Raw genomic sequence first — 14200 nt, forward strand, 5'->3', positions numbered from 1 at the left:
GTTAATACCTTTCCTCTTGGGATTTACGTGTTCATCACTTTATGGTCGCTCAGCGCGACGCGGTGATCGATTTCGGTCCACGCCCGACGGCAACGACTCCCGACTGAACAATTTCTCGAATTCCATAGGGGTCCAACATCTTCAGTAACGCGTCGAGCTTCGAGCGAGTGCCCGTCGCTTCGACCGTCACGGCTTCGGGTGATACGTCGATCACCTTGGCGCGGAACAGGTTCACCGTCTCGATGACTTCGCTTCGCACACTCGCATCGGCTCGCACCTTGATGAGTACCAACTCACGCGCCACCGACGAATCATCGTCCTGCTCGACGATCTTGATGACGTTGATCAGCTTGTTGAGCTGCTTGGTCACCTGTTCGAGCGGGAACTCGTCAACGGTCACGACGATGGTCATACGCGAGATCTCGGGGATCTCGGTGCCGCCGACCGCAAGCGAGGAGATGTTGAAGCCGCGGCGCGAGAACAGTGCTGCCACGCGGGCCAGCACGCCTGGCTTGTCCTCGACGAGAACGCTGAGGGTATGACTAGTACTCACTTCGCAGTACCTTTCGCTTCTCCGTGTGCCTGCTCGCGCGCCATAGCCTCGTCGATGACGGCAGTTTCGGAGACGGAGGCTTCGTCCTCGTCGAACAGCGGGCGGATTCCGCGCGCCGCCATGATCTCGTCGTTGCCGGTTCCCGCGGCGACCATCGGCCACACCTGGGCATCGGCGCCGACGATGAAGTCGATGACGACGGGGCGGTCGTTGATGGCTCGGGCCTGAGCGATGACCGCATCGACGTCTTCTTCACGCTCGCAGCGCAGTCCGACACATCCGAGAGCTTCGGCCAACATGACGAAGTCGGGGATGCGCTTGGCACCGTGGGTTCCGAGGTTGGTGTTCGAGTAGCGCTCCTCGTAGAAGAGTGTTTGCCACTGACGAACCATGCCGAGATTGCCGTTGTTGATGACGGCGACCTTGATCGGGATGCCCTCGACCGCACACGTCGCGAGTTCCTGGTTGGTCATCTGGAAGCAACCGTCGCCGTCGATGGCCCACACCTCGGCGTCGGGCATACCCATCTTGGCACCCATCGCGGCAGGAACTGCATATCCCATTGTGCCGAGTCCACCCGAGTTGAGCCACGTGCGCGGCTTCTCGTAGTTGATGAACTGCGCAGCCCACATCTGGTGCTGGCCGACTCCAGCGCAGTAGATCGCGTCGGGCCCGGCGAACTTACCGACCGAGGAGATCACGAACTCCGGGGACATGCTGCCATCGCTCGGACGGTCGTAGCTGAGCGGGTAGGTCTTCCTGATTCCGTCGAGGTATGCCCACCAGTCCGCCAGTTCGAGGGTGGTACCGGTGGCGCGGTCGGCGCGGATCGCCTCGATCAGCTCGGTGATGACCTCTTTACAGTCGCCGACGATGGGAACGTCCGCGTAGCGGTTCTTGCCGATCTCAGCCGGATCGATATCGGCATGGATGACCTTGGCATTTTGAGCGAACGAGGACAGCTGGCCGGTCACGCGGTCGTCGAATCGAGCGCCGAGCGTGATCAGCAGATCGCTGCGCTGCAGCGCCGCGACGGCAGCGACCGTGCCGTGCATGCCGGGCATACCCAGGTTCAGATTGTGGGTGTCCGGGAACGCGCCACGAGCCATCAGCGTCGTGACGACCGGGATTCCGGTCAGTTCGGCGAGTTCGAGCAACTTTGCCGACGCGTTCGCTTTGATGACACCGCCGCCGACGTACAGCACCGGCTGTTTGGCGTCGGCGATGTAGCGCGCAGCTTCGCGGACCTGCTTGCCGTGCGGCTTGGTGACGGGCCGGTACCCGGGAAGGCGCATCTCCGGCGGCCACGAGAACGTGGTCTGCGCCTGCAGGACGTCCTTCGGGATGTCGACGAGCACGGCGCCGGGACGACCAGAGGACGCGATGTAGAACGCCTCGGCCATGATGCGCGGGATGTCGACACCCTCGGTGATCAGGAAGTTGTGCTTGGTGACCGGCATCGTGATGCCGGAGATGTCTGCTTCCTGGAATCCGTCGGTGCCGATGAGGGCGCGGGCAACCTGGCCGGTGATGGCGACGATCGGCACGGAGTCCATCTGAGCATCGGCGAGAGGCGTCACGAGATTCGTCGCACCGGGGCCCGATGTTGCCATGCAGACACCGACACGGCCGGTGGCCTGCGCGTAACCCGTTGCGGCATGGCCCGCGCCCTGTTCGTGACGAACCAGAACGTGGCGGACCTTCTTCGAATCGAAAAGGGGGTCGTACACCGGAAGCACTGCGCCACCCGGAATACCGAATACGACATCGACGTCGAGCTCTTCGAGTGCTCGAACGACGGACTGTGCGCCTGTGACCTTTTCAGGGGCTACATGACGACGAGATCCCTCGGTGGTACCGGAGGTGGAAGTCTCCGGCGTCGACGAAGTTGCGTTGGCCCCCGGTTTACGGGTGGTGGGCCCTGGGCGTGCGGTTGGTGCGCTCACTGCTGCTTCCTCAGGATTTTCGATTACTGGGCGATCTCTGGGCAAGAAAAAACCCCCGTCAGCCGTGGCTGTACGAGGGTGGCGCGTCGATGCGAGTTGGAGTGAACCGGCTCAGGCGTTGACGCGCCAGCCGATTACGAGTATCCATTTCCGCTTCACGCGCTCGACGGTAGGCGCGCGCATAGGGAACAGTCAAACTCGTCACGACGCAATCCCATTATGTGAGATCGCGTAGATGCAATGCGAAGATGAAGGGGTGTCACCTTCGCAGCAGTCCGAACCACCGGACATATCCTCCCATACTCCCGATCCGTCCCCGCAGGTCATCCGACTACCTCGCCTGGCGCTGGTAGGAGTCGTTCTACTCTTCTTCGGCGTCTGCTTCCCCGCGCTCAGTTGGCCCGCCGCATTCGGATGGTTGTTCATCGTCCCGATCGCTGTGGCGTTCTGGGTACTTCGGGTGCGCACCACCGTGAGTTCCGAAGGCCTCGCCATGCGTCGCGTCCTCGGTTCCGACCAGCTCACTTGGGATGAAGTCAAGGGCATTCACTTCCCGGATCGTCGGTGGGCGCGTGTTGTGCTGAACGACAAGACGGAGAAGTCACTTCCTCTTGTTCGGTTCGATCGACTTCCGGTACTCGCCGCAGCGAGCGGTGGACGCATCACCGATCCCTATGCGGCCGCGGCCGAGGCGGACACAACACCAGAAGACGAGGAATGAGGTGCCGGGAGTAACCTCGATCGGGCGATAACCGCTATTCGAACAAGGGGAATCGAAGAAATATGCCTCCGCTACGGTCACGAGTCACCACTGTTGGACGAAATGCCGCGGGCGCACGCTCGCTCTGGCGCGCCACCGGAATGACAGACTCCGATTTCGGCAAACCGATCGTGGCGATCGCCAACTCGTACACCCAGTTCGTACCGGGTCACGTCCATCTGAAGAACGTCGGCGAGATCGTCGCCGACGCTGTTCGCGCTGCCGGCGGCGTCCCCCGCGAGTTTCACACCATCGCCGTCGACGACGGAATTGCGATGGGGCACGGCGGAATGCTGTATTCGCTCCCGAGCCGCGAGATCATCGCCGACTCCGTCGAATACATGGCGAACGCGCATACTGCCGACGCCCTCGTCTGCATCTCGAACTGCGACAAGATCACCCCGGGAATGCTCAATGCCGCTATGCGTTTGAACATTCCAGCCGTGTTCGTATCGGGTGGTCCGATGGAAGCAGGCAAGGCCGTAGTCGTGGGAGGCGTCGCGCAGGCTCCGACGGACCTCATCACCGCCATCTCGGCCAGCGCCAACGACGCCGTGTCCGAGGAGAGTCTCGACGAGATCGAGCGAAGCGCGTGCCCGACGTGTGGATCGTGTTCCGGTATGTTCACCGCGAACTCGATGAACTGCCTCACCGAGGCGCTGGGGCTTGCACTTCCCGGCAACGGATCGACCCTCGCCACTCACAAAGCGCGCCGCGCGTTGTTCACACGAGCGGGAACCACAATCGTCGAGGCAGCGCTGAAGTACTACCGCGACGACGACGAGTCCGTCCTACCTCGCAGCATCGCCAGCCCCGCCGCATTCCGCAACGCGATGGCCCTCGACGTCGCGATGGGCGGATCGACCAACACTGTGTTGCACACTCTCGCCGCCGCACAAGAGGGTGAGGTCGACTTCGATCTCGACACGATCGACGCCATCAGCCGTAAGGTGCCGTGCCTGTCGAAGGTCTCCCCCAACTCCGATTACCACATGGAAGACGTGCACCGCGCAGGCGGAATTCCCGCGCTGCTGGGCGAGCTTCGCCGCGCCGATCTGCTCGAGACCGAGGTCTCCACGGTGCACACCAAGAGCTTCGACGAATGGCTCGACACCTGGGACATCCGTTCCGGCAAGGCGTCCGACGAAGCCATCGAGTTGTTTCACGCGGCTCCCGGCGGCGTCCGTACGGTCGAACCCTTCTCGACCGAGAACCGGTGGTCCTCGCTCGACACCGATGCTGCCGGCGGGTGCATCCGCGACAAGGAGCATGCGTACACCGTCGAAGGTGGTCTCGTCGTCCTGCGCGGAAACATCGCACTCGACGGCGCGATCCTCAAGACCGCCGGTATCGATGAGGACTTGTTCTCGTTCCAGGGTCCGGCACTCGTCGTCGAGTCTCAGGAAGAGGCCGTCTCGGCAATCCTGCAGAAGAAGATCAAAGCAGGCGACGTTCTGGTTGTGCGTTACGAGGGCCCCAAGGGCGGCCCCGGCATGCAGGAGATGCTGCACCCGACGGCCTTTCTGAAGGGCGCAGGGCTGGGCAAGCTGTGTGCGCTGATCACCGATGGCCGTTTCTCCGGAGGGACCTCCGGCCTCTCGATCGGTCACATCTCCCCCGAAGCCGCAGCAGGCGGCCTCATCGGGCTGATCGAGAACGGCGATCAGGTTCGTATCGACGTCGCCTCGCGTGCGCTCGAGATCCTCGTCGACGACGACGTTCTGGCCACGCGCCGAGCGAAGATGGATGCCTCCGAACGTCCGTGGCGGCCGGTGGATCGTCAGCGCACCGTCACGACTGCATTGCGGGCTTACGCAGCCCTCGCCACCTCGGCGGACAAGGGCGCTGTTCGTTACGTGCCGTAGAGCGCCCCGCGCATGTGCGTGAAAATACGTTCCCTGCGACGTATTTCCATGCACATGCGCCGAAGGCGCCTACTGAACGATCGGGTTCGCGCCGTTCAGGAAAATCCACATGCACGCGCCTGCGGCCACGCCGAGGATCAACGCGATGAACGAGCCGAAGCGTGGGCGCGTAGCCCAGCCGCGACGTCCGTCGAACGCAATCTTTCCCGGTCCGGTGAGGATGATCGCGGCCGCAGCGACGCCGAGAACGGTTTCGTACTCGACGCCGCTGGGTGCGAAGAACTGAAGGCCGGGCTCCATCACCTGCTTGAAGCACCACGCGTTGATGATCACGGCGAGGACTGCGGCACCGGCCAAGGGCGTCGCCAACCCCAGAATCAGCAGCGCACCGCCCGCTGTTTCACCTACCGCCCCGGCAATCGCCAGCACATTTGCCTGGTCGTATCCGGTGTCTTCCAGCAGTGAGCGGAAGCCGCCGAGCCCGGGTCCGTTCCAGATTCCGGTGAGCTTCTGCAATCCGTGGACGAGAAAAACTCCGCCGATGACGAGCCTGAGTAGAAGCAGCCCCAGGTCGGTCGTGCCTCGTCGCGCCGGAATCTCCACGGTCTCGGTCCGGACCACTGGTTCCGGGGCCACAGGCTCACTTGCGGGTGTAGCAGCCGATGTTGGTGGTACGTACGGCGTCGTTCCCTCGGTCGAGGTCTCGAGGTACTCAGTGGGCTTATCCGAGTATGCACTTCGGCTATCGGGTGCAATCGGCTCGTCGTACTTCGACGGGCGAAAGGACGGGATCTGCTCGGTGGGGTAGGAGCCCGATCCGCTTCGCCCGAAATCCAGCTCGTCTTCGGTTCGGGGCTGCAGCTGCTCTGTCGGTTGGTCGTACGGACTCGACGCGGGCTCGTAGCCGGAGTCGGGTCGGTCCTTGTCGCGGGGCTTGTCGGTCACGCCGTCCACAGTAGAACGGGTGAACACGGATTACGGTGCATTACGACAGGCGCGGCGTGCGAGCAACCGGCCGCGTGGCGCATCCGGACGAGGTTTCCGTAACGTTTGGTCATATGAAGCTGGCGCGAGCGTCCTCCCGTACATCGGCTGCCGCAGCCGCCGCCGTGGTGGTGGTTGCGACCCTCCTCGCGGGGTGCGCCCGCTTCGACGACTCCACCACCTCTCCCTTCACCCCGGAACCGTCGTTCGGAGCGGCCGAGATCAATCCAGCCGACCCCGATGCCCCCCCTACCTCGACGCCGCCCAATCCGAACGGTCCGCCGCCGGGGCCGTGTGTCGACCTCGATCCGAACGTGATCGCGACGTGCTTGGACACCACGGGTGGCCTCGTCATGCTCCCCGGTGGCGTGTCAGCGTTGGTATCCGAGCGCAGAACCGGCCGGATAATGCAGGTGACACAGGGTCAGTCTCCCATCGAGATCGCGCGCGTCGACGTCGATTCGAGTGGCGACGGAGGCCTCCTCGATCTGGCGTTGTCGCCGAGTTACAGCGAGGACGGGTTGCTGTATGCGTACATCACTACCTCTGCCGACAACCGAGTCGTGCGCATTGCTGCGGGCGACACCCCGAAACCGGTCGTGACAGGGATCCCGAAGGGGGCGCAGGGAAACCGCGGCGCACTCGATTTCTACAATCCGAGCCAACTTCTGGTGTTGACCGGCGATGCGGGCAATCCGGCATCGGCTGCCGACCCGTCCTCGCTGGGAGGAAAACTTCTCCGTGTCGAGTCGCTTGTACCTGCGCAGAGCGGTCCCGCACCTCAGGTAGCGCTCAGCGGTATCGGTACGGCCGGCGACGTGTGCATCGATCCGTCCGGCAGCATTTGGGTCACCGACCGGACTGCGGTGGAAGACCGTTTGCAGCGGATCGATCCCCTCGGTGCCGTCATCTCCCCTGTGTGGACGTGGCCGGATCGTCCGGGCGTCGCCGGGTGTGCCGCCGGGCCGGGAGCGGTGGCAGTAGCCCTCACCACCGGCAAGGCGATGGCAGTACTCACCACGGACAAGGACACCGGCGCGGTCACGGCGGCGCCCAGCCTTCTCGTCCAGGATCGATACGGTCAGCTCAACGGGGCCGCAATCGCCCCCGACGGCCAAATCTGGGCGAGCACCGTGAACAAGAACGGTGATGCGCCGGGACCGAACGACGATCGAGTCGTCAAAATCCCGATCCCGGCCGGCGGGGGCGGATTCGATTAACTTCCGGTTGCTCCGACGCCGGCACGAACGTCAGGAGCACCGAGCCTGGCGGCGTCGGCAGTGTCGTCGTCGGGCTGTTGCTGGGAATCTCGTTCGGCGAGAACACGCATTCGATAGTGCTCTATCTCTTCGTTCACGTGAGCCTCGGACCAACCCAGTACCGGCGCAACAAGTCGGGCGACTTCCTCCGCTGCCGCGTCACCACGGTCATCGACCTCGATCGAGATACGCGTCCGACGAGTCAGTATGTCTTCGAGATGACGCGCACCCTCGTGACTGGCGGCATAGTAAGCCTCTGCCTTCAGGTACTCGGGAGCGCTCGACAATGGTTCTCCCAGTTCCGGTTTGCGATCGATCAGGTCAAGGATTTCACCTGTGAGAGTTCCGTAACGCCCGAGTAGGTGTTCGATTCGCGACACCCTCATTCCAACCCGCTCGGCAGTGAGCGCGCGAGAGTTGAAGGCGCCGAAATATCCGTCGGCGCCCACTAGCGGAATACGCTCGGTGACACACGCCGGGACCGAACGCCCCAGTCCGTGCACCGCCGAATCCACTGCGTCCTTTGCCATCACACGATAGGTGGTGTATTTGCCCCCCGCGATGACCGTGAGGCCACGAACCGGACTCGAGACCGCATGTTCGCGAGAAAGTGTGCTCGTGGAATCCGATTCGCCGAACAGCAGCGGCCGCAATCCCGCATACACACCGACCACGTCGGCGCGATCGAGTGGATCGGCGAGCAGTTTGTTGACCTGTTCGAGGATGTAGTCGATATCGCTTCTGCTCGCGGCGGGATGGGCGAGATCGAGCTTCCAGTCGGTATCGGTGGTGCCGATAATCCACTGATTGCCCCACGGAATCACGAACAGCAGACTTTTCTCGGTTCGCGTGATGATCCCCGTCTCGCTGTTGATCCGGTTGCGCGGGACCACGAGATGCACACCCTTGGAGGCGCGAACCTGGAACTGCCCCCGTCCCCCGACCATCTGCTGAACCTCGTCCGTCCAGACACCGGCCGCATTGATAACCTGCTTTGCCCTGATCTCGATCGAATTGCCCGTCTCGAGGTCGGTCGCGGTAACCCCCACGACGCGATCGCCTTCCCGTAGAAAACCGGTCACACGGGTGCTGTTGACGATCGAAGCCCCGTAGCACGCCGCGGTGCGCGCCAACATCATCGTGTGGCGCGCGTCGTCGACTTGTCCCTCGTAGAAGCGGACCGCTCCGCGAATTGCCGATCTCTTGCCCGAGGGGAACGACTCGAGAGTCTTCTTCCGTCCGAGATGACGGTGATGGCCTGGCACCCCGCGCCCGGCGCCCATCACGTCGTACACGCCGATACCGAGTCCGACGTAGGGGCGGTCGATCCACTTTTCCAGCGGATAGATGAACGGCACCGGCCGAGCGAGATGAGGACACAACGTGTTCAACACCAGCGAACGTTCTTTCAGCGCTTCGAACACGAGCGAGAAGTTGAATTGCTCGAGATAGCGAAGCCCACCGTGGAACAGCTTGCTGGAGCGAGAGGACGTACCTGCGGCGTAGTCGCGGGCCTCCACAAGGCCGGTCCGCAAACCGCGAGTTGCGGCATCGAGCGCGGCCCCCGCTCCGACGACTCCGCCTCCGATCACGAGCACGTCCATCTCTTCCGTGGCCAAGACGCGCAGCGACGACTCACGCGCGGCGGGGCTGAGAGCATGTGCGAGAGAGGTCATTCGGTGTCTACCCAATCCAATGTTCGTGTGACGGCTTTCTTCCAGCCGGCGTAGAGCTTGTCGCGTACGGCATCGTCCATCGATGGCGTCCAGGTTTTGTCTTCGGCCCAGTTGGCTCTGATGTCGTCCTCGCCTTCCCAGAATCCGACAGCGAGGCCAGCGGCATAGGCCGCCCCGAGAGCCGTGGTCTCGGCCACGACGGGTCGGACCACATCGACGTTCAGGATGTCCGACTGAAACTGCATCAGAAGCTCGTTGACGACCATCCCACCGTCGACCTTGAGTACTTCGAGGTCGACTCCCGAATCGGCGTTCATCGCCTCAATTACCTCACGCGTCTGGTACGCAGTCGCTTCGAGGACGGCACGCGCAAGGTGACCCTTGTTGACGAATCTCGTCAATCCGACGATTGCGCCTCGGGCATCGGCGCGCCAGTGCGGAGCGAACAACCCCGAGAACGCCGGCACGAAGTAGGCGCCTCCGTTGTCCTCGACCGAGCGAGCATCCGTCTCGATATCGGCTGCGGTAGAGATCATTCCGAGGTTGTCCCGGAGCCACTGCACCAGCGATCCGGTGACCGCGATCGACCCCTCGAGAGCGTAGACGGTGTCCTGCTCGCCGATCTTGTAGCAGACGGTGGTGAGAAGACCGTTGTTGCTCATCACCTTTTCGGTACCGGTGTTGAGAAGCACGAAGTTACCTGTGCCGTAGGTGTTCTTGGCTTCTCCCGGCGAGAGACACGCCTGACCGAACGTTGCGGCCTGCTGGTCGCCGAGGATGCCCGCGATGGGAACCTCGCGAAGCGCACCTCGTTCGCGTACATGCCCGTACACCTCGGACGAGCTCTTTATTTCCGGCAGCAACGACATCGGGATGTCCATGTCGTTGCAGATCGACTCGTCCCATTGCAGCGTGTCGAGATCCATCAGCAGGGTGCGCGATGCGTTCGTCGGATCCGTGAAGTGCAGTCCGCCGTCGACCCCGCCGGTCATGTTCCACAGCACCCAGGTATCCATGTTCCCGAAGCAGAGCTCACCGGCTTCGGCACGCGCGCGCACACCGTCGACGTTGTCCAGGATCCACTTCACCTTGGGGCCGGAGAAGTACGTGGCGAGCGGCAACCCGGTCTTCGCGGTGTACCTGTTGGCGTCCCCGTCGCCGAGCGCCGTCACGATTCGATCCGTGCGGGTGTCCTGCCAGACGATGGCGTTGTAGACCGGCTCCCCGGTGGCGCGATCCCACACAAGCGCAGTCTCACGCTGATTGGTGATGCCGACTGCCGCGATGTCGGCGGCCGTCAGGTCCGCTGCGGCGAGCGCCCCAGCGGCGACGGCGCGGACGTTGCTCCAAATCTCTGTGGCATCGTGCTCGACCCAACCGGCCTGCGGGAAAATCTGTTCGTGCTCTTTCTGATCCACCGCTACGACGGCACCGCTGTGGTCGAAGATCATGCACCTCGTTGACGTGGTGCCCTGGTCGATGGCTGCTACGTACCGCGCCGATGCTCTGTCACTCATTCACTTGCTCCTTCGTGGTCGGAAAGACGATCGAGTAGTCATGCTGTCGCTTCTTCGACTTCGCGCTTGGGCTCGGGCTCGGGTTCGGATTCCGGAAGGAATCGCCCGATGAGCTTGTCGTACAAGAACACCCCGATGGGAGCACCGACCAGCGGACCGACGATCGGCACCCAGAAGTACAGGCTGCCGTATTGGTCTTTCCACGCCCCGTCATAGCCGGTGATGAACGACGCCAATCGTGGTCCGAAGTCCCTCGCCGGATTGATCGCGTAGCCGGCGTTCGTCCCCCATGCGAAACCGATTGCAACGACGATCAATCCAATGATGAATGGTGCCAGATTGGCCAGCGGTGGCGAGTTTCGACTGTCGGTGACTGCAACGATCAGGAACAGCAGGATTGCGGTACCGATGATTTGATCGAGCAGCGCCGACCCAACTCCGACGGGAAGTGTTCCGTTCCCGGGAAGCGTCGAGAAGATCGTCTGGGTAGCGGTCGTGTGCCCGGGGTCGATCGCGTTGATCATGTCGTTGTAGTTCCACCGCACGAGCAGCGCCGCAACGAAGGCACCCGACACCTGAGCCAGCACATACGGTGCAACCTTGCTCCACGGCAGGTCACGGAACAATGCGAACGCAAAGGTCACTGCGGGGTTGAGGTGAGCGCCGGTAGCACGCCCGGCGACATAGATTCCGAACATCACCCCCAGACCCCACGCCCACGCAATGCTGTCGTGATCGCCAAGACTTCCCCCATCGCCTCCTGACACCACCTGCGCCACAACGCCGGAACCGAACAGAATGAGAATCGCAGTACCGGCGAACTCTGCAGCCATCTGCGCCGGCAGACTCCACTTCGCGACTGTGCGCGACATACTTCTCCTTAGAACTTAAATGTGATGCGTGCCATAGCTCGCGCCATCCACGGTAATCATCGTGCACGTTCTTGCAAAGCTGATGCACATATGTGCATCTCTTCGGGGATCGATGGTGCTCTCGCCGGACGCGTGGGTCATGATCGCAGTATGCCGACAGATAATCTGGTCACTGCCGATCCGCGGTCGATCGACGCAGTTCAGGCAGCACGCATGTACTACTTCCAAGACATGACGATGGCCGCCATAGGCCGTGAAATGCGGGTATCCCGGTCCACGGTCTCCCGCTTGATCACCCACGCACGATCGTCCGGGCTAGTAGAAATCAAGATCAGCTCGATGTCGGGGCATTCGTCTGCGCTCGAGAAAGTGTTCGCCGATCGGTACAACGTTCGAGCGCACATCGTGCCCGTCGGCGAGACGGTAGGCGATCTCGATCGACTCGACCGCGTCGCAATGTTTGCCGGCCGCCTGGTGACATCGATGTTCGAATCCGACATGGTGATGGGAGTCGCATGGGGTACGACGGTCAGCGCCGTCAGCCGCTATCTGGCTCCGAAACGCACGCACAACTCACACGTCGTTCAGCTCAACGGTGCCGCCAACACACGAACTACGGGCGTCTCCTACGCGGCGGATATCATCAGGACCGTCGCTACCGCGTACGACGCTCTCCCCCAGGGTTTTCCGGTTCCGGCGTTCTTCGACTACCCGGACACCCGCCGAATGCTCTGGCGCGAACGCAGTATTCGAAGAGTCCTCGACCTGCAGGATCGGATGGATCTCGCGGTTTTCTCCATCGGGGTCATGGGCGGCGCAATCCCCAGTCACGTATACAGCGCCGGATATCTGGAGGACAGCGATATCGATGCACTCTCCGCCGACGGCGTCGTGGGTGATATCGCGACAGTCTTCCTTCGCTCCGACGGGAGCTACGACGGGATCGCCCTCAACGAGCGTTCCAGTGGGCCGAGCCTGCAACGACTGAAGGCCGTCCCGACCAGACTGTGCGTGGTGGCAGGTAATTCCAAGCGTGATGCGCTCCTCGGAGCTCTCGCGGGCGGACTGGTGACGGACCTTGTCATCGATGATGTCAGTGCGGCTTCTCTCGTCGTACAGGCCCGCTGGTGACCAGATCCGGTGCAAACAAAGTCGCTACGGCAAGGCAAGCATCGATACCGTGCTCACCCCTGCCGCAACGAGGACCGACGCCAGAACCGTGATGCTCGCGCCGAGGGCACCGCCCGACCGCAACTCAGCTGCAGGCAGCCAGAACCAGTTCTTTCACTCGGGCAGCGTCGGCCTGTCCACGTGTTGCCTTCATGACGGCACCGACAATGGCCCCCGCAGCCTGCACCTTGCCGGCACGAATCTTGTCCGCTACGCCTGGGTTCGCGGCGAGCGCCTCGTCGACCGCAGCCTGCAGCTTGGTGTCGTCCTTCTCCACGACCAGGCCGCGAGCCGCCATGACGGCCGCAGGCTCACCCTCGCCCGCCAGAACACCGTCGACGATCTGACGCGCCCCGTTGTTGTTGACCTTGCCGTCTGCCACGAGTGCGACCACCTCCGCCACCTGGGCAGGCGAGATGGCGAGCTCTACGAGCCCGACGCCGGCGATGTTGGCCTGCTGCGCCAGGTACGAGACCCACCAGGAGCGCGCCGACTGAGCAGGTGCACCCGCGTCGACCGTCGCGGCAACGAGGTCGAGCGCACCCGAGTTGACGAGGTCGCGCATCTCTTCGTCAGAGACTCCCCAGTCGGCCTGAATGCGTGCACGGCGCAGCCACGGCAGCTCCGGAAGGGTCCCGCGCAGCTCCTCGACCCACGCGGCATCGGGCGCGACCGGAGCCAGGTCAGGTTCAGGGAAGTACCGGTAATCCTCGGCTGTCTCCTTCTTCCGGCCCTTGGTGGTGGTGCCGTCGACCTCCTGGAAGTGACGCGTCTCCTGGGTGACCTCACCCCCGCTCTGGAGAACCGCGGCCTGCCTGCGCATTTCGTAGCGGACAGCAACCTCGACACTCTTGAGCGAGTTGACGTTCTTGGTCTCGGTTCGGGTGCCCAACTCGGTGGCAGTCTTCTCCATGAGCGATACGTTCGCGTCACACCGGAGCGAGCCCTGATCCATGCGGACGTCGGACACATCGAGCGACTCGAGCAGATCGCGCAGTGCGGTCACGTACGCCCGGGCGACCTCGGGCGCACGGGCACCGGTGCCGGTGATGGTCTTGGTGACGATTTCGACGAGCGGAACTCCGGCGCGGTTGTAGTCGAGCAGCGAGTGACTCGCCCCTTCGATCCGGCCGGTTGCACCACCGACGTGCGTGGACTTGCCAGTGTCCTCTTCCATGTGGGCACGCTCGATCTCGACGCGGAAGGTGCTGCCGTCGTCGAGAAGTACGTCGAGGTAACCCTCGGTCGCGATCGGCTCGTCGTACTGCGAGATCTGGTAGTTCTTCGGCTGATCCGGGTAAAAGTAGTTCTTCCGCGCGAACCGTCCCCACGGGGTGATCGAACAGTTCAACGCGAGTCCGATGCGGATCGCCGACTCCACGGCAGCAGCATTGACCACCGGCAGCGCTCCCGGAAGGCTCAAGCAGACTGGGCACACCTGCGTGTTCGGCTCGGCACCGAAGGCCGTCGGGCATCCGCAGAACATCTTGGTGGCTGTGCCCAGCTCGACGTGGACCTCCATGCCCAGAACGGGGTCGAAGCGGGTCAGCACGTCGTCGTAATCGATCAGATCGACCATGGCAGCAGTCATGCACAGA

Annotated in this window: 11 protein-coding genes; 4 read left to right on the forward strand and 7 right to left on the reverse strand. The window is 63.0% G+C overall.

What is annotated here, in order from left to right; translation table 11 throughout:
* Positions 1 to 49 precede the first annotated feature (49 nt).
* Both ilvN and QMK17_RS01370 read right to left on the reverse strand, forming a co-directional pair.
* The gene (ilvN, locus tag QMK17_RS01365) at positions 50 to 553 is read right to left on the reverse strand and encodes an acetolactate synthase small subunit (RefSeq protein WP_032397758.1); all 504 of its coding nucleotides are present in this window, start codon (positions 551 to 553) and stop codon (positions 50 to 52) included.
* Positions 550 to 2499, reverse strand: a complete 1950-nt coding sequence (locus QMK17_RS01370; protein ID WP_283506539.1) for an acetolactate synthase large subunit — start codon at positions 2497 to 2499, stop codon at positions 550 to 552. The genes ilvN and QMK17_RS01370 overlap by 4 nt, the downstream gene beginning before the upstream one ends.
* A gap of 256 nt (positions 2500 to 2755) precedes the next feature.
* On the opposite strand from QMK17_RS01370, the gene QMK17_RS01375 reads away from it, so the two are divergent.
* Together QMK17_RS01375 and ilvD are read left to right on the forward strand one after the other, a co-directional pair.
* Entirely contained in the window at positions 2756 to 3220 is a 465-nt protein-coding gene (locus QMK17_RS01375) for a PH domain-containing protein (protein ID WP_283506540.1), read from the forward strand.
* Between the two features lie 62 nt (positions 3221 to 3282).
* Positions 3283 to 5124, forward strand: coding sequence for a dihydroxy-acid dehydratase (ilvD, locus tag QMK17_RS01380; RefSeq protein WP_283506541.1), 1842 nt, complete (start codon positions 3283 to 3285; stop codon positions 5122 to 5124).
* Positions 5125 to 5193: 69 nt separating this feature from the next.
* Here the strand turns inward: ilvD and QMK17_RS01385 are convergent, their stop codons facing one another.
* Positions 5194 to 6069 carry a DoxX family protein gene (locus QMK17_RS01385; RefSeq protein WP_283506542.1) on the reverse strand — a complete coding sequence of 292 codons (876 nt, stop codon included), beginning with the start codon at positions 6067 to 6069 and terminating at the stop codon, positions 5194 to 5196.
* 113 nt (positions 6070 to 6182) lie between these two features.
* Here QMK17_RS01385 and QMK17_RS01390 point away from each other — a divergent pair, with 113 nt between their 5' ends.
* On the forward strand, positions 6183 to 7328 hold the full coding sequence (locus tag QMK17_RS01390; RefSeq protein ID WP_283506543.1) for a PQQ-dependent sugar dehydrogenase: 1146 nt from the start codon (positions 6183 to 6185) through the stop codon (positions 7326 to 7328).
* Here QMK17_RS01390 and QMK17_RS01395 read toward each other — a convergent pair.
* The 3 genes from QMK17_RS01395 to QMK17_RS01405 are packed head-to-tail and all read right to left on the reverse strand — an operon-like array spanning position 7325 to position 11432.
* A complete protein-coding gene (locus QMK17_RS01395) occupies positions 7325 to 9043 on the reverse strand; it encodes a glycerol-3-phosphate dehydrogenase/oxidase (protein ID WP_283506544.1) in 1719 nt (572 codons plus the stop codon). The genes QMK17_RS01390 and QMK17_RS01395 overlap by 4 nt on opposite strands.
* Positions 9040 to 10560, reverse strand: coding sequence for a glycerol kinase GlpK (gene glpK, locus QMK17_RS01400; protein WP_283506545.1), 1521 nt, complete (start codon positions 10558 to 10560; stop codon positions 9040 to 9042). The genes QMK17_RS01395 and glpK overlap by 4 nt, the downstream gene beginning before the upstream one ends.
* 38 nt (positions 10561 to 10598) lie before the next feature.
* Positions 10599 to 11432, reverse strand: a complete 834-nt coding sequence (locus tag QMK17_RS01405) for an MIP/aquaporin family protein (RefSeq protein ID WP_283506546.1) — start codon at positions 11430 to 11432, stop codon at positions 10599 to 10601.
* A gap of 150 nt (positions 11433 to 11582) precedes the next feature.
* Here QMK17_RS01405 and QMK17_RS01410 point away from each other — a divergent pair, with 150 nt between their 5' ends.
* Positions 11583 to 12563, forward strand: a complete 981-nt coding sequence (locus tag QMK17_RS01410; RefSeq protein WP_283506547.1) for a sugar-binding transcriptional regulator — start codon at positions 11583 to 11585, stop codon at positions 12561 to 12563.
* 124 nt (positions 12564 to 12687) lie between these two features.
* On the opposite strand, the gene gatB is transcribed toward QMK17_RS01410, so the two are convergent.
* Positions 12688 to 14193, reverse strand: coding sequence for an Asp-tRNA(Asn)/Glu-tRNA(Gln) amidotransferase subunit GatB (gene gatB / locus QMK17_RS01415; protein WP_283506548.1), 1506 nt, complete (start codon positions 14191 to 14193; stop codon positions 12688 to 12690).
* Between the last annotated feature and the right edge of the window lie 7 nt (positions 14194 to 14200).

Origin of the sequence: Rhodococcus sp. G-MC3 (assembly GCF_030063335.1) — a bacterium.
GTDB lineage: Bacteria > Actinomycetota > Actinomycetes > Mycobacteriales > Mycobacteriaceae > Rhodococcoides.